The organism is Vibrio qingdaonensis (assembly GCF_026191675.1).
Taxonomy (GTDB): Bacteria; Pseudomonadota; Gammaproteobacteria; order Enterobacterales; family Vibrionaceae; genus Vibrio; species Vibrio qingdaonensis.
The window spans coordinates 67,123-82,377 of record NZ_JAKRRY010000015.1 but is presented as its reverse complement, the minus strand read 5'-3'; the positions used below and the strand labels follow the sequence as shown (position 1 = coordinate 82,377).

Annotated in this window: 17 protein-coding genes; 8 read left to right on the top strand and 9 right to left on the bottom strand. The window is 44.0% G+C overall.

All coding sequences use genetic code 11. The features are described 5' to 3' along the window. The first annotated feature begins 227 nt into the window (after nt 1-227). From MD535_RS12660 to MD535_RS12650, 3 genes are all read left to right on the top strand, one after another. The gene (locus tag MD535_RS12660; RefSeq protein ID WP_265675413.1) at nt 228-1,433 is read left to right on the top strand and encodes a carbohydrate porin; all 1,206 of its coding nucleotides are present in this window, start codon (nt 228-230) and stop codon (nt 1,431-1,433) included. A gap of 84 nt (nt 1,434-1,517) precedes the next feature. Further along, a complete protein-coding gene (locus tag MD535_RS12655; protein WP_265675382.1) occupies nt 1,518-2,915 on the top strand; it encodes a metal-dependent hydrolase family protein in 1,398 nt (465 codons plus the stop codon). Between the two features lie 86 nt (nt 2,916-3,001). Next, a complete protein-coding gene (locus tag MD535_RS12650; RefSeq protein WP_265675381.1) occupies nt 3,002-3,652 on the top strand; it encodes a DUF3299 domain-containing protein in 651 nt (216 codons plus the stop codon). A gap of 80 nt (nt 3,653-3,732) precedes the next feature. On the opposite strand, the gene MD535_RS12645 is transcribed toward MD535_RS12650, so the two are convergent. Further along, nucleotides 3,733-4,995: a metal-dependent hydrolase family protein gene (locus MD535_RS12645; protein ID WP_265675380.1), complete on the bottom strand. Its 1,263-nt coding sequence runs from the start codon at nt 4,993-4,995 to the stop codon at nt 3,733-3,735. 261 nt (nt 4,996-5,256) lie between these two features. On the opposite strand from MD535_RS12645, the gene MD535_RS12640 reads away from it, so the two are divergent. Beyond that, nucleotides 5,257-5,940 (top strand): DNA alkylation repair protein, encoded by a 684-nt coding sequence (locus tag MD535_RS12640; protein ID WP_265675379.1) that lies wholly within the window; start codon nt 5,257-5,259, stop codon nt 5,938-5,940. 44 nt (nt 5,941-5,984) lie between these two features. On the opposite strand, the gene MD535_RS12635 is transcribed toward MD535_RS12640, so the two are convergent. The 3 genes from MD535_RS12635 to MD535_RS12625 all read right to left on the bottom strand — a co-directional run bounded on the left by MD535_RS12635 (nt 5,985) and on the right by MD535_RS12625 (nt 8,262). Next, nucleotides 5,985-6,569 carry a GNAT family N-acetyltransferase gene (locus MD535_RS12635; RefSeq protein ID WP_265675378.1) on the bottom strand — a complete coding sequence of 195 codons (585 nt, stop codon included), beginning with the start codon at nt 6,567-6,569 and terminating at the stop codon, nt 5,985-5,987. A 3-nt stretch (nt 6,570-6,572) separates the two neighbouring features. Then, entirely contained in the window at nt 6,573-7,169 is a 597-nt protein-coding gene (locus tag MD535_RS12630) for a sugar O-acetyltransferase (protein WP_265675377.1), read from the bottom strand. A 175-nt stretch (nt 7,170-7,344) separates the two neighbouring features. After that, complete coding sequence (locus MD535_RS12625) at nt 7,345-8,262, bottom strand: GlxA family transcriptional regulator (RefSeq protein ID WP_265675376.1); 918 nt, start codon at nt 8,260-8,262, stop codon at nt 7,345-7,347. An 86-nt stretch (nt 8,263-8,348) separates the two neighbouring features. On the opposite strand from MD535_RS12625, the gene MD535_RS12620 reads away from it, so the two are divergent. The 3 genes from MD535_RS12620 (at nt 8,349) to MD535_RS12610 (ending at nt 10,386) form a co-directional block, all read left to right on the top strand. Further along, on the top strand, nt 8,349-8,891 hold the full coding sequence (locus MD535_RS12620) for a cysteine hydrolase family protein (protein ID WP_265675375.1): 543 nt from the start codon (nt 8,349-8,351) through the stop codon (nt 8,889-8,891). 527 nt (nt 8,892-9,418) lie between these two features. Next, complete coding sequence (locus MD535_RS12615) at nt 9,419-9,874, top strand: GNAT family N-acetyltransferase (RefSeq protein ID WP_265675374.1); 456 nt, start codon at nt 9,419-9,421, stop codon at nt 9,872-9,874. 206 nt (nt 9,875-10,080) lie between these two features. Next, nucleotides 10,081-10,386: a GyrI-like domain-containing protein gene (locus MD535_RS12610; RefSeq protein ID WP_265675412.1), complete on the top strand. Its 306-nt coding sequence runs from the start codon at nt 10,081-10,083 to the stop codon at nt 10,384-10,386. 131 nt (nt 10,387-10,517) lie between these two features. Here the strand turns inward: MD535_RS12610 and MD535_RS12605 are convergent, their stop codons facing one another. Continuing rightward, on the bottom strand, nt 10,518-10,952 hold the full coding sequence (locus MD535_RS12605; RefSeq protein WP_265675373.1) for a PaaI family thioesterase: 435 nt from the start codon (nt 10,950-10,952) through the stop codon (nt 10,518-10,520). A 65-nt stretch (nt 10,953-11,017) separates the two neighbouring features. Here MD535_RS12605 and MD535_RS12600 point away from each other — a divergent pair, with 65 nt between their 5' ends. Continuing rightward, entirely contained in the window at nt 11,018-11,299 is a 282-nt protein-coding gene (locus MD535_RS12600; protein ID WP_265675372.1) for a DUF134 domain-containing protein, read from the top strand. Here MD535_RS12600 and nqrM read toward each other — a convergent pair. From nqrM to manA, 4 genes are all read right to left on the bottom strand, one after another. Further along, nucleotides 11,283-11,513, bottom strand: coding sequence for a (Na+)-NQR maturation NqrM (gene nqrM / locus MD535_RS12595; protein ID WP_265675371.1), 231 nt, complete (start codon nt 11,511-11,513; stop codon nt 11,283-11,285). The genes MD535_RS12600 and nqrM overlap by 17 nt on opposite strands. A gap of 2 nt (nt 11,514-11,515) precedes the next feature. Next, nucleotides 11,516-12,055 carry a NifB/NifX family molybdenum-iron cluster-binding protein gene (locus tag MD535_RS12590; RefSeq protein WP_265675370.1) on the bottom strand — a complete coding sequence of 180 codons (540 nt, stop codon included), beginning with the start codon at nt 12,053-12,055 and terminating at the stop codon, nt 11,516-11,518. 211 nt (nt 12,056-12,266) lie between these two features. Next, nucleotides 12,267-13,655 carry a fructose-specific PTS transporter subunit EIIC gene (locus MD535_RS12585; RefSeq protein ID WP_265675369.1) on the bottom strand — a complete coding sequence of 463 codons (1,389 nt, stop codon included), beginning with the start codon at nt 13,653-13,655 and terminating at the stop codon, nt 12,267-12,269. A gap of 382 nt (nt 13,656-14,037) precedes the next feature. After that, complete coding sequence (gene manA, locus MD535_RS12580; RefSeq protein ID WP_265675368.1) at nt 14,038-15,255, bottom strand: mannose-6-phosphate isomerase, class I; 1,218 nt, start codon at nt 15,253-15,255, stop codon at nt 14,038-14,040.

The window sequence follows — 15,255 nt, the reverse complement described above, 5'->3', positions numbered from 1 at the left end:
ATTTTTGAAGAGAACGCCTTCCTTTAGTCATCATTCATCGCTTACGCGACCAAAGTTGTGTTTAAACGGGGAGGGGGGAGTCTTCTGTGTTAGCCGGAGCACATAGGAGAAAATGTGCTAGTTTTATAGAGTTACGTTTATTTCATCGAAAGGAACTCGGCTGAATGGCAACGATCTTTAATCACACAAGAATAGCGTGTCTATGCATAGCGGCTTCTACCTCTTTTATGCTCACCTCTGCGAATAGTGCCAATTTTGAAGGTCCAAATTCGGTAGAAAATACCATCGCACAACAAAAAACACAGCAGCTCAATTGGCGTGAACACCTCACGGAGAATGGTTTTACCTTTGGTGCTGATTATTTTGCATTAGGGTTAACCTCACCTAACGGCTCCGAGGGTAACTCGGTAAGTGCGTCTTCTGGCGTCGCGCGGGTTTATGGTTCTTGGCATTTATTGAATAAAGGCAGTAATGAAAGTGGTAGTTTGGTTTGGAAGGTCGAGCATCGTCATGCCTATGGCGACAGTTCGCCCAAGAACTTTGCGTTTATCGACAATTTCTCAGGACAAGATGGCCTTGGATATGCAGGCTTGATCGCGCCTGCGTATAGCGACCAAGGCTTTCGAGTCACAGATTTAAATTGGAAGCAAAAAGTCAACGATGGTAAAGGCACCATCATAGTGGGTTGGCAAGATGTCACCAATTATGTCGACGTGTATGCCTTAGCGAGTCCATGGTCTGGCTTTACTAACCTCGCATTTTCCACGGGTTCGGGTGTCATGGGATTGCCTGATGACGGCATATTGGCACTATCGGTGGGTCATATGCTAGGAGAGAACTTTTATGTCGTCGGTGGTATCGCCGATGCTAATGGTAAGTCCGAGGATATTTTTGACGGCTTTAATAGCGCTTTTGGTAATGACGCGGCTTACTTCTCTACACTGGAGTTGGGGTGGACGGCTTCACAAGAGCAGATCTATACCGACAACTTTCATGTGACGTTATGGAATTTTGGTGAGGGTACAAGACACAATTTGAATTATCCAACACCTGGTTTTACCGATGGAGGTAAGGGCGTCAATGTTTCTTGGAGTCAGTTTATAACACCGCAAATAATGCCGTTCGTTCGTGGCGGTATCTCTGATGGACAAGTAGCCCTTTACGACAAATCTTTGAGCGCGGGGCTTGGCTATTTTGGTCTGGGTGCGCCAACCAATAATCTAGGCTTTGCCGTGAATTGGTCGCAGATAAATGAAGAAATATTGCAACCAATCGCCAACTCAGAACAACAGTGGACCGCTGAACTGTACTACAACATGCAGTTTGGAGATTACTTGCAAGTTACGCCTGATATTCAATACATCAAAGACCCTTCTTTCTCCAGCGAGAGTTCGGCGTGGGTAATGGGTATAAGGGCAAGGGTGTTTATTTAGCTAAGTCATTTTAGCTTAAGTCATTCCCTGAAGCGGTTAGGAATCATCTGAACATAACGAAGGACTTCACTATAAGGATATATCATGAAGAAGACTTTACTCGCCTCATCTTTAGCGTTGATGACGTCATTTAGCTTTGCTACGGAAGAAGGCAGCGCTGCGCAAGAGACGCAACTTCCACAAACATTATTCCAAAATGTGGACATATTTAACGGTACTGAAGACAAGTTATACGAAGATCATTTTGTGTTAGTTGAAGGCAATAAGATCGCATCGATCTCAGCCAAAACGATCGAAGTGCGTGATGATGCCGTTATCATAGATGGATCCGGTAAAACATTGACGCCTGGCTTTATAGAAAATCATGCCCATTTAATGTTGATGGGGCCGACGCTACCCGCCATGGAGTCGAATACGACGTGGGAAGACTTTGCAATACATGGCACACGCATGGCTGAAATGTACTTGATGCAAGGTTTCACCACTGTTCGTGACGCTGGTGGTGCTAATGGTGGTTTAAGAAGAGCGATTGATGCGGGGGAAATTGTCGGTCCTCGTTATTACCCATCGGGTGCATTTTTAGGTACTCGTGGTGGCCATGCAGATTTTGCAAACTACACAGCGCCTGTGGGGCAAGAAACGAACTTCAGTCGTTTAAACATGGCTCAAGAAGTTGACAGTGTTGCCGACGTGAAGAAGTATGCTCGTAATAACTTTCGCATGGGAGCAACCCAGCTGAAGTACATGCAGTCGGGTGGGGTCGTTTCTGCCTTTGACCCTTGGCAGTTGTTAGCGGGTTCGCCGGAAGAAGTAGGCGCGGCTGTAGAGGTGGCGAATACTTATGGAAGCTATGTTATGGCTCACTCTTACAGAAGAGAAGCCATCTTAGCGGCGCTAGAAGCCGGGGTGAAATCAATCGAACATGGCTTTATGTTTGACTGTGAGATTTCAGATTTAATGAAGGAAAAAGGCGCGTATATCACGACTAACCTAACGGCGTTTGACCCTAATCTTTTAGAAATTCCAGCGGTGAAAAGCGTTCCGTCTAGTTTGGCTAAAGCAAAATCGGCCTCTGCCGCGTTTAAAGACTACATTCCAAACATGAAAAAATGTCCAGCGCCTCGTGGCTTCCAAACGGACTGTGTAGGCTCAGTTGATGCCTGTAATATTCAAATTGCTTATGAGAAAAAGCTAAATAATGATTTTTTTGGTGCCTATGAGTCTTTGAAAACACTCACTTCCGTAGGGGGTGAAATTGCCACGCTATCGGGTGATTTCATGAACCCGTACCCAGACGCTAAGTTAGGTGTGATTGAAAAAGGGGCGTACGCCGATATTTTGCTTCTTGATGGTAACCCGTTTGAAGATTTCTCTGTTGTGGGAACGGGTGATCAATGGTTTGGCGCAGACAAACGACCGGAGTCTCCAGAATCAATCGCATTGATTATGAAAGATGGCGTTATATATAAAAATGCTCTTTAAGTCGCATGGTATGCTTCATCGGCTTGTTATTAAGCCGATGAAGTCCTCGAAATGACCTCCCACCAACCAATAAGTGAACCCAAGCATTGAATAGATTATTTGTCCTCTTTGCATCGATTGTTTCATTATCGACAGTTTCATTTTGTAGTTTTTCTGGTGAACCAACCCAATTAGATTGGCAGGATCTAAAACCAGCCCAAGCGCAAAATCAAATGGTGTTGCCAGAGTTAAGCTATCAGCAAAAAATGATTCTTCAGCAAATATTCACGCTTAGCCAGTATGATGATCCTAAGACCAATAAAGATTTAGTTGAACTAAAAGCAACCTTAAGAGCTGACGGGCTAGATGCCGATGGATTATTAACACTTCGCGCTGAGTATATCGAAAAGCAACAACGCGCCGCAGAAGCGGTAACGTCTGATTTTGATGGGAAAAATGTTAGAATTCCGGGATTTCTCGTTCCAATAGAATTTAGCGCGCCTTTAGTTGCAACGGAGTTTTTGCTGGTTCCTACCGCTGGGGCGTGCATTCATATGCCACCCCCTCCAGCGAATCAAATTGTTAGGGTCTCTTACCCGCAAGGGTATGAAGTAGAAACTGTGCAGTATCCTGTTTGGGTTGAAGGGGTGATTTCCTCTCACTTAAAGACAGATAATGTCTATCTTGTTGATGGGGATACCGATGTGACGATGGGCTATCAACTCAGTGCTTCATCGGTCGTTAACTACCATGAATAGTCTATTGTTATCGCGTACAAAAAGAGCCTATCACTAGGCTCTTTTTGCTTTCAGATTATTCACTTTTTTTGTATTTAGGGTTATAGAGTATTTTTGTAGATTTCGCCGTCTTTCATGATCACTTTCTTCGCATCGTCACTCATCACACAGTCAACGCCTTCTAACGGGTTACCATCAATGATTAAAAGGTCTGCGTAAGCGCCTTCAACAATTTGACCTAACTTGCCTTCTTGGTAGGGGTGTTGGTATGTCGACATTTCAAATAAGCGACCACAGTTCGACGTCGCCATACGAAGCGCGGTAATCGTATCGAATGTTTTTTCAATCGCACCGAGCTCTTGCATTTGGGTTTCATGAACATTCGCGGTACCCACACAGTCTGTGCCGTAAGCCAGATTTTCAATACCATATTTCTTAATCAAGTCCGCTGATTTGAACATCGCTTTACCAACGCGTTCGGTTTTTTTGTAAGTCTCCTCATTGGGTAGGGGAATCTTACGCTCAGCAATCAATGAAGAGGTAAAGTAAGACGGGACAACCCAAATACCTTTATCTTTAATGACCTTGGCAATGTCGTCATCCATGATGGTCGCGTGCTCAAAACACATCACGCCAGCTTCTGCTGCGCGGTGCATCGCGGGCGTCGTATGGATATGCGCCGCGACATACGTGCCGTAGTCTGAGGCGGCTTCTACTGCTGCTTTCATTTCATCAAGCGTGTATTGCAGCGTATCTAATGGATCGAATGTGGATGATGCCCCTCCACCTGCCATGATCTTGATTTGAGACGCGCCCATGAAGAGCTGTTCACGCACCGCTTTAAGCACTTCAGAGCGACCGTCTGCCACTTTAAAGGTGCCTGTTTTCATGAGTGGTGAATCTTCATGCCCATTGGTTAAACGCTCTTGAGCTTGATTCTGGCGATAGTCCGAATGCCCACAGGTTTGAGAAATGGCCGCTTGTGAAGGAAGAATGCGTGGGCCAGTAGCGTAGCCACTATCAATCGCATTTTTAAGACCCAGCGTATTACCACCGACATCGCGACAAGTGGTGAAACCACGCATGAGCATTTCTTGTGAAATTTTTGCAGATCGAATCGCTATTTCATCGTGAGTCATCGAATCCATCATGGTGAAGCCACCCGATAGTGTAATGTGTACATGCGCATCAATAAGACCCGGCATCACAGTGCCACCTTGAGCATCAATGATTTCATCTGCGAGCGTTGGGTCAATGTGACCAATTTTAGTAATCAGGTTGTCTTCAATTAAAATAGAGACGTTTTCAATCAGTTTGTTATCTGTACCGTTAAAGACATTAGCGTTGGTAATTAGCTTGTTCATATTAGATTCCCCAGTGGACTGCGATTAGCTGATGAAGAGATCATAACCTTGTCCAATGGGGGATAATTGCCATTTTACGACACGGCAACAAAGAGGGTTTTCTTGCATCGTGTAAGTCAATTACTCGGGCTCAGTCGTTGCTACGGCCGAGTTTCTTAATGCGCTAGGTGCGCACCTAAATCAACGCTTGGGTTTGAAATCCTAGAATGGCGAGACTAACATGCTAACCTAAAGAGTATTATCGAAGGGTCGAGTTAAGCGATGCATTCATGGAACCAATCTGTAAAACTGGCGCTAGTACCTCTGGCGAACGTTGAAAATGCCTGTTTTATGAAAGCATACATGCGCGACCAATATCAGTTCTTTGGTATTCAGTCGATGCCACGAAGAACGGCATTGAAGCCGTTATTTGCTAAAAGCCAACGCCCTTCTTTCGATGAGCTTCCTGACGTGATTGATGAGTTATGGGCACAGCCCGAACGAGAGTTTCAAATGGTCGCGGTAGACCTGCTTATCAAACTAAAGAACCAATTGCCGTTAGCTATGTTAGAGGGCTTAGAGCGTTGGATCACGACGAAGTCCTGGTGGGATACGGTGGACATGTTAGCGACTCACATCGTTGCGAGCTTCTTTGTTCGCTTTCCTGAAAAAACGGCTGAGGTAATTGAGCGCTGGCGCCTTTCGGATAATATTTGGTTACGCCGCGCTACATTGCTTTATCAGCTTAAATTCAAACAAGATACCGACAAAGATCTACTATTTGAACTTATTCGAGAGAATCGCTCAGACAAAGAGTTTTTCATTCAAAAAGCCATTGGATGGGTGTTAAGAGAGTACTCAAAAACCGATGCAGAATCTGTCGTTCGGTTTATAGAAACAGAGAAAATCGAAGGGCTTGCCAAAAGAGAAGGGTTGAAGTGGTTAAAGAGCAAAAAGCTTGTTTGACTATGTTAACCACTTCACGTTCACTAAGTGGGTAGGCAAGGCTATCAACCGTTGTTTAAGTACTGCTGCTTAGTGAGGCCATAGAACCGCTTAGAGTCAAACCCTTGTGCAGTTTGGTAATATTCAGTATGTTCACCTTCTTGAACAAAGCCACACTTTTCAAGTGTTGTGTACGAGCCAATGTTTGAGCCATAGCAGTCCGCACACACCTTATGACAGCCTAGCGCTTTAAATGCTAATTCAGTCATGAGCTGGCACGCGCGGGTAGCGATGCCTTGACCCCACGCATGTACTGGAAGTTGATAGCCTACTTCACGATTGCCGTCTAAGAACATCACTTGAGTAATCGCGGTCATTCCCATGTACTGGCCCTGATGATTTCTAATGACAAATGTTGGATTGTCTGGCCACTGTTGTTCTTTAAGTGCTGCTTCAGTGTTCTCAACGATAGGACCAAAAAAGCCTTGGTATACGCTTTCGTCTGCCGGTGCAAAGAACAGGTACTGGTTAACGTTTTCGTCTGCGAGCATCTTGAAGATATCAACGAGATCTTTCTGTTGAATTAACTGAATAGACAGCGTTTCGCTAAACGGTACTGACTCGCCTTGTTTTAGTTTTGAATATGACATGGGTTACCTCGTTATTTGCTCCGCAAATCGTTTTTCATGTCCCTGATCATTTTCATGAATCACCCGAATTAACTTGGCAGGTGTCCCACCATACAGAGAATCAGGTGGTACATCAGAATTGACGACCGAGTTAGCGGCAATCACAGATCTAGCGCCAATAGTCACACCTTGGTTGATCACAACATTGCCACCTATCCACACATCATCCTCAATGGTAATTGGAGCACAGATTGTTTTCCAGTTACGACGTTTGAGATAGTTCAGTTCGTGGCTAGCACAGTAAAGTTGCGTATTTGGACCAATCAACACATTATTGCCAATAGTGATTTTAGCGCCATCTAGCATGGTCACGTTCATATTGATGAAGGTCTTTTCTCCAATAGAGATCGTCTTGCCGAATTCACAGTAAAATGGAGAGCGGACGATGCTAGAAGCGGAAATATTGCTCATTAACTGTTGAAACAGTTCACTACGTTGGTCGTCATCTGTATTCTGGTTAATAGCATGCAACAAATTCGAAGCATTTTGCCGAATATTGATAACACTCTCTGCGCCCCCGTCAAACTCCTCACCTGAAAGCATTTTTTCGAATTCGGTCATATTGTTTCTCAACTCATTATGTGTAGGTTTCTAACCGAAACATTGTATCACTGGCGGTATCATCTATGCATCAGAAGTAGAATATCGGGGGAAGTTGGCCTCATGCTCTCAATATGAACTATCCCTGTTCAACCAATAGCCCCAATATTCCGTAGAACTTTTTTACCTAAACTGTTCACTCAGCTGAAAAACGTGAACGGTAATGAGTAGGGGTTATTCCAACAACTTTTTTGAAAACGCGTGTAAAGTTACTTACATCATTATATCCAAGCATAAAAGCGACTTGTTCAATTGTACGTTTATTGACATTAATCTCCCGTTTAGCGACATCCATTTTGTAACGCAATCGATATTGCTGTGGGGTTAAGCGCAACACCTTCTTAAATGCACGAGTTAATGTCCGTTCACTTACGCAACAAAGGTTGGCCATAACTTGGTTATTTTGCTCATTCCATGGAGTTTGCTCACAGTACTTTTGTGCTTTCAAAACTATTGAATTACCATGACTGTAGTCAGGTATAAATCGTTCGTAATGGGCCTGTAGTCGCCCAGAGAAATCTAACAGGCAAATATCAGCGACTTCTTTGGCTAATTCAAATCCAGCATAGCGTGCAATTATATGTAGTGTTAAATCTTGAAAAGCGAATAGTCCAGAACCGGTAATAATACTGCCTTCATCAACGATCATTTCATGGTGTTTTACCTCTACTATTAAAGGACACTCATCGGAGAGCTGCTCGCATAGCTTCCAATGTGTCGTTGCGGCGCGCTGATTAAGTAACCCTGCATGACCTAACCAGAATACGCTGGCGCAATTGGCGGCTAAAGTGCAGCCCTGCATGTGCCAACGCTTGAGCATCTCTAGTATCTCGTCATCATACTGATTGAACGAACCGAGCTTTCCTGGGGGAATAAAAACTAAATCTGGGATATGGCTAGCATCCACTTGGGACGGCGATACGGTTTGTACGTCAAAAAGGAGGGTGTCTGTTACATGATTTGCAATGGATAAAATGTCACCAATACCAGTGACAGCGGAAGCCATCGCATGCTCGGTAGCGAGGACGGTTACCTTGATTGTGTGATTGTCCATATATGACTTGGTTTAGTCTGTTTTGGACATTATACAACCAGTAGGTTGAGTGTAAAGTAGTCAGTGTCAAATCAAGGAGAACGACCATGAGCCAAGCACTGATTATTATCGATATCCAAAATGATTACTTCGAAGGCGGCGCTATGCCTTTGAGTTATCCAGAAAAGGCGGCAGAAAATGCCGCAAAATTATTGAATCACTTTCGCAAATCCAAAAAAAATATAATTCATATTCAACATTTAGCCGCTAAACCAGAACTTGGGTTTATGTTAGAGGGAACAAAAGGACAGCAAATTCATTCGAGTGTAAAACCACTGGAAGGCGAGATCTTGATTATCAAGCGTTACCCCAATTCATTTGCGGGCACTAACCTAAACAATGTTTTAAGCGAACTAGGAGTTACAGATGTAGTTCTAGCAGGGATGATGACGCACATGTGTATCAGTAGCACCGCTCGCGCAACAGTAGAGTACGGCCTGAATGCCACAATCGCTCATGATGCATGTACGACATGCTCATTATCTATTTTTGAACAGATGATTCCTGCTCAACAGGTACATCTAACAGCACTCGCTGAGGTGTCCAATATCGTGAACCTTTTAAATAGTGATGAAATCATAAATAGATGAACACTTTTAGGTGTATATGCCCACCTTAAGAATAGGTGCGTGAGTTATAATTAAGTACTTAAAGGAACACACACTTTAAGAATACCCCCGTAATGTCAGAGCAAGCTTGCTCTGACACCGAGCCGCCCGTTTCGGAGCTACTGACAGAAAGAACCCAAGACCAAATATAGTCATTCTACTAGCCGTGTGCCTACACGGCAGGATTCTACTCTACAGCATTTACAGAATACTGTGTGAGCATAAGGTCACAGAGCATAAGGTTACGGTTTAACTCACTTTTGCCCCCAAAATCATTCAGAGTAAATACTCATTCATATCTTGTTAGTGTAAATTTGTACTACAGCAAGTTATGCGAACACCGCTAATCTGGGAATTATGGACCTCTTAGCACCTAACTTCCTTGCATTGTTGATAAGGTATCGATGTGTAATTGAGTCAGTAAGTGAAAGACGGCATTATGTGAGAGTTAAAGGCGGGTGTTAGCCGTCTAATTAGCGTTAGCAGTCAGAAGTAATAAGGATCTATAAATGGAATTAAAGTATCGTTCAGTTGATTTTGAAGATTTGGAAAGTCTTGTTGCTTTGCTTTCAAATGACCCGCTTGGTAGTAAAAGAGAAGATGCATCTGTTCCGTTGAATAGTGCGTATCTTGAAGCGTTCGAAGCAATTGCGCGAGACCCAAACAACGAATTACTGGTTGTTGAACTGGAAAACTCTCTAGTTGGGATGCTTCAAATTACATTTATTCCTTACCTGACGCATATTGGTAGTTGGCGTTGTCTTATCGAAGGTGTTCGAATCCATAGTGACTATCGTGGACAAGGTTTTGGTGAGCAAATGTTCGAATATGCTATTGAACTGGCAAAAAACAAAGGCTGTACAATCGTTCAGTTAACAAGTGACAAGCAGCGTCCTGATGCAATTAGGTTCTATGAGAAACTTGGATTCAAAGCGACACATGAAGGGTTTAAACTCGCGTTGTAGGTTATCTGCTAACATAGCATTTAACAGTGATTCGCAACGCTTGGCGTTATGTAAATGGACCAAAACATGGCAGTCGTTGACGTAAAATATTTTGAAATAAGAGGCTTAACCCTAATAACCCGCAATAAAATTGAAATGAACCCCGAAACGGCGAATATCCCCAGACACGTTGAATACGTTGACTCGAATTTAGTTATCGATTATCAATCGGAGCGAGGGCATATAGTGTCTACTGCAATTATGAGTCAGATGTTAATGGTGACTTTGACGTTTTAATGGGTTCGAACGAAATATCCTCTTCAAATGTTGAGTTGTCATCAGTATCTGTACTTTCAGGCTCTTACCTTAAGTTTGAATCCGAAGGTGAGTTTCCTGCCGCCGTTATTGCTGCATGGCAGTCCATTTGGTCGTACTTTGCTTCTTCGAATTGCGAGCACGAAAGGGCATATACCACAGATTTTGAGCACTTCGAAAGCGCTAGTAAAGTTAGCGTCTACATTGCACTGAGATAATTTGCATAACGATCATTTAAGGTTTCAAGATACTTTTTCTAATCGTGTAGAAGTCATTTCGAGTAACCCCTCTAAGAGATTTTTGTCTAAAAGCTTCATATAAACGGTACGGCTGATATGTGATCACCAAGCTATTCTGTCGTATCGTTACCACCAAGCATCCCATGACGTGACATAAATTTCGCCTCAGCCTTTGAATAGCACTGACCATTTACATAAATGTTGCTTTGTAGAAAATGCACCCCTCGCTTGCTTTTTAGGCAATGAGCCTGAACCTGAATGGCTGTATTGAGCGGGATAGGTTTGATAAAGCGGACATCCAATTGCGCTGTCATTGCGTAAACATGGCGAGAAAACAGGCAGTGGGTCATCGCTGTATCATGCAAGGTGGTAATGACACCGCCTTGCATGACACCTTGGTAGCCTTGTACTTTTTCTGTTGGTACAATTTCGCTCTGCACTCCGCCATCGGGCATTAAGGTAAAGTGAATGACCGTGTTGTGGTTGAAAAAAGGCAGACAACAAACCGCACAATGTTGATGATTTTTGGGAGTGTGGATAGACATAAAATACCGTTGGGTGAGATACCTACACTGAGCCTAGACAAAATAATAGACAAGGTAGAAACCAAGTGGCGAGACCAAAAATAGAGCGAAATATCTGCGGTAATGCGCCATACGATTGTTTTAAACCCAATGGAGTGCCACTTTCCAAGCTCAATAAAATTGAGCTACTAGCGGAAGAGCTCGAAGCGCTACGCTTGGCTGACTTAGAGTCGCTAAGTCAATTAGAAGCGGCGACTCGTATGGGAGTATCTAGGCAAACATTTGGCAATATTGTTAAACGTGCACGAGCGAAAGTTGCGCAAAGTTTGGTTCATGGTCATGCGTTGATGTTCAATCGCGATCAATAATACTGGTCGCGGAGCTTGATGCGTGCGGTTCCTGAATGTGATAGAGCACGCGTCGGTGCTCGTCGCAGGTTTCAACGCAGTGGCATGCTCTTTCTATTTCAAGGTTAGCGAGCCCGCCGCAACTTCCTTGTATTGTTTGTCGTTTCAACATGACGCCTACCGCCATTAAAGCTGTGATGATCAAAAACACCACATAACTGATCAAATACGTCATCGCTATTGTTCTGTTTTTGCGGTTATTTTAAAAACCTTAGTCAGGTGACTCATTGTCCTTGATGAAAGCCTGTTAACGGATGCTCGCTTGCCTGACGTTATACTGTTAGTCGATGAACCGTTAGTGGACGAACACGTGGTACTTTGTCCTGAACAATGCGCTTTATTTTTCTTAGCCGAAGGACGAGCAAACTCAATTTGAGTAACTGGCGTTAATTGGTTTACGTCAAACCTATCTATATCGAATTTGTCCGTATCGAATCCTCGTGGTGCACTCAATACTCGCATATTGAGCTTAAACAGTGCACTAAGCATATTTGTGCCAATTAAACGAACGACGACAGCATCCACCTTATGCTCCTGCAGAACTTTGCTCCAATACTTCTTATGACCACAATACTTTTTTTGACCGCAATCCGTCGAAGCCTCAGGTAGGGCGAGGATTCGTTTGGTATTGGTTTGGCTGTCCCAAAGCATGATCTCAGGTGCTTTGGAAAAATGATTAGAAAGGGACGATTTTCGACAGGGAATAGCAAGCAACATAGTGAACTCCTTTATCTAGCTAGCGGGGATACTATAGAGCTGATTATTGGCATATGCCAATAATCACTTGTGGAAAATTAGGATCCATATTGCGAAGGTGATAGGTATTTCTCTATTCGTGTGACGACTCAAAGCCCTAACGTTTCATTAGGGCTTTGTTGAGTGGCGAGTAGTTAAATCGCTAATTGCTAATTGCTAATTGTAAATGCCACTACCCTTGTATGAGCTCAGTCGCTTTTTTCATCGCCTCTTTAGTCGAGCATTCAATCACGTTTGCATTGGCAAAGCGGTGAGCGTCTTTTACTTGAATATCATGGGCTAAGATAACCAATTTCGCATTGCGTACGTCTAAGTCCGTAATTCGGTTGTTCACTCCGTTTTGGCCTTGAGTTTCCACTTTGATTTTTATGCCAGCCATTGCCCCTGCCTTTTCTAGCGCTTTTGCTGCCATGAATGTATGTGCAACCCCTGATGGACAACAGGTCACGGCAACAACATCGTACTCGCCTTCCCCTGCCTCTGGAGCGGTGACTTGAACCGGGGCTGGTTGTTCTTCTTCAGACCCTTCCGCTACAGGCTTCCAGAATCCAACGATAAGAGCCGTGGTTAAAGAACCAAGAGCGATACCCACCACATACATCGGGATGTTGCTAGAAACGGGAGCGGTGATAAGGCCACCCCAAGGGGCGTGAAGCAGTACGTCAGTCAAGAAACCAAATACACAACCAACGATACCACCTGCAACAATGGAAGGAAGCACACGCATAGGGTCGTTTGCCGCAAATGGGATTGCACCTTCAGAGATACCAATTGAGCCCATAATCGCCGCTGCTTTACCTGCTTCTTGTTCTTGTTTTGAAAATTTCTTCTTAAATAGGAACGTTGCCAGTGCCATGCCAAGAGGAGGCGTACAAATTGCGATACCAACACCGCCCATTAGCCACGGTTGCGTATCCACTTGTGTTTGTGCAAACAAAGTCGCCACTTTGTTGATTGGACCGCCCATATCAAACGCCGTCATACCACCAAGGATGGTACCGAGCACGACTTTAGACGCGCCAGCCATTGAAGCGAGGAATTCATTCATAGACGCCATGAAGAACTTAATAGGTTCGCCAATCCCCCAAAGAACGATGCCTGCTGAAATGAGCGTGCCGATCAGAGGGTAGATGAAGTAAGCACCTAAAGCGGTCATGTTGGCTGAAAGCGGGATTTTCTTAAGCTGGAATACGACGCCCCCGGCAATAAAGCCAGCCACAATACAACCAAGGAAACCGCCACCCATATCGGCCATGATGCCAGATGCGATCATAGCAGGAGCAAGAGCGGGTTTATCGGCGATAGAGTAGCCGATAAACCCGCCAAGGATGATTGGGAAGAGAACCAAACCTTTAATACCAATATTGGAAATATCAGCAAGAATCCCGGTTGCCGGAACCGCACCTTTACCAGAAGCCATGACGGCCAAAGCAAGTAATACACCACCTGCAACGATGAATGGGAGCATGTGGGAAGTGCCAAATAAAAGGTGTCCTTTCATGGTGCTGAGGAGTTTTTTAATATCACTATTATTGTTAGTTTGAGCGGTTAGGGTACTCATGTTTATACGCCTTATGAATTTAATAAAATATTAATAATCGGGTGTGGTCTTTTTTATGGTTCTCTTTTGATCGTTATTGCTATGAATTACTCAAACCGCAATGGTTATTAGTGGTAGCAAATGTGGTAGCGAATAATTCAATAACCTTTGAGGTCATACAGTTAAATTAGTGGATTGTTTGAATACTCGAAATAGTAAAAAAAAGCCTTTCACTATACATTTGTACCCAGCAAAACTAAGTGTGATATGTATCCGTTCTGGTATGTGATAGTGGTCATGATTATCAATAGATTCATGGTGTTGGGTGAAAGTTACAAAAAGTAAAAGACCCTGCAAAAGCAGGGTCTTAGTTGATTTGAAAATTATGTGAAATAGTTTTTAGTTAACTGTAAGCGCGGGCAACCCGGCCGGAACAATGAATGGTGTAGTTATCGGCATAGGCGGGGACAAATACCGAATGCCCTTTGTTTATTACACAGGTTTCACCGCTTTGGTGGCTTAATGTCATAGCTTCATCGAGTGGCAGAAGAATTTCGGCCCCTTTCGTTTTGATTTGACGTTGCTGAGAGTGTTGCACAATGGCGAAATTGAAATCATCCACGGGAATAGGGTACTCCAGTACGCCGTTTATCGCTGTTGGAGCCAGTAATAAGTGGTCAGCGGGCTTTTCATCAAAATGGGTGCAGGAGACGAGTTCATTCACATCCATGAACTTGGGCGTTAAGCCAGCGCGCAGTACATTATCGGAATTTGCCATAATTTCTAGCCCCGTCCCCTTAATGTATGCGTGTGGGGTTTCGGCATCTAGATACATCGCTTGCCCTGGCTGTAAGGTAACGACATTGAGTAATAATGGTGTGAATAGCCCAACATCACCGGGGTATTGCTGTTCTAGTTCGGCGATCAAAGCGCAAACGGGACCATCTGCCCGTTGAGTTTTCATTAACAGCTTCATCAGCGCAGCTTCTTTCTGTTCGCCTTGCAGCGAAAGAAGGCCAGAGAAAAAGACAGACAGTCCGTTTGGTGTTGGATCACCTGATAAATCGTTAACCAATGAATTGAGCTCAGCAATGTCGAGGAACATGAAATGTTCAAGAATGTCGGAGATTGGTCTAAATCCATTCATTGCGGTGTAGTCAGTAAGCGCATAAACCAGTTCTGGTTTGTGGTTGGCGTCTTTGTAGTTTCTGTTCGCCGCGGTTTGCGGCACCCCTCGTTGCTCTTCAAGTGCGTAACCTTGCTCAGCCTGCTGCTTATTAGGGTGAACCTGAACGGATAGTGCTTTTTCTGCGGCGAGTACTTTGAATAGATAAGGCAGCTCACCGAAACGGTTAGCAATGCTTTCGCTCAAAAATAGGCTTGAATCCTGAGAAATTAGACTCGATAGTTTCGTCTCTTGATTGTTAGACATAACCGTCGAGCAGCCATTTGGGTGTGCACCCATCCATATTTCGGCTTGTGGTTCACCGGATGGATTCGGCGTGCCAAATAGGAGTCCAAATGACGATGGGCTACCCCACGCATAGTTTTGAATGACGTTGGTCATTGGGTAGAAAATACGTTGTATTACGACATGATCAGCGATAGAAAAATCAGACAT

Coding starts and splice junctions, on each gene's coding strand:
- MD535_RS12585 (WP_265675369.1), bottom strand. CDS start 13,655: ATGAGTACCCTAACCGCTCAAACTAACAATAATAGTGATATTAAAAAA.
- MD535_RS12645 (WP_265675380.1), bottom strand. CDS start 4,995: ATGAACAAGCTAATTACCAACGCTAATGTCTTTAACGGTACAGATAAC.
- MD535_RS12625 (WP_265675376.1), bottom strand. CDS start 8,262: ATGGACAATCACACAATCAAGGTAACCGTCCTCGCTACCGAGCATGCG.
- MD535_RS12615 (WP_265675374.1), top strand. CDS start 9,419: ATGGAATTAAAGTATCGTTCAGTTGATTTTGAAGATTTGGAAAGTCTT.
- nqrM (WP_265675371.1), bottom strand. CDS start 11,513: ATGACGTATTTGATCAGTTATGTGGTGTTTTTGATCATCACAGCTTTA.
- MD535_RS12630 (WP_265675377.1), bottom strand. CDS start 7,169: ATGACCGAATTCGAAAAAATGCTTTCAGGTGAGGAGTTTGACGGGGGC.
- manA (WP_265675368.1), bottom strand. CDS start 15,255: ATGTCTGATTTTTCTATCGCTGATCATGTCGTAATACAACGTATTTTC.
- MD535_RS12620 (WP_265675375.1), top strand. CDS start 8,349: ATGAGCCAAGCACTGATTATTATCGATATCCAAAATGATTACTTCGAA.
- MD535_RS12655 (WP_265675382.1), top strand. CDS start 1,518: ATGAAGAAGACTTTACTCGCCTCATCTTTAGCGTTGATGACGTCATTT.
- MD535_RS12640 (WP_265675379.1), top strand. CDS start 5,257: ATGCATTCATGGAACCAATCTGTAAAACTGGCGCTAGTACCTCTGGCG.
- MD535_RS12660 (WP_265675413.1), top strand. CDS start 228: ATGCTCACCTCTGCGAATAGTGCCAATTTTGAAGGTCCAAATTCGGTA.
- MD535_RS12590 (WP_265675370.1), bottom strand. CDS start 12,055: ATGTTGCTTGCTATTCCCTGTCGAAAATCGTCCCTTTCTAATCATTTT.
- MD535_RS12635 (WP_265675378.1), bottom strand. CDS start 6,569: ATGTCATATTCAAAACTAAAACAAGGCGAGTCAGTACCGTTTAGCGAA.
- MD535_RS12605 (WP_265675373.1), bottom strand. CDS start 10,952: ATGTCTATCCACACTCCCAAAAATCATCAACATTGTGCGGTTTGTTGT.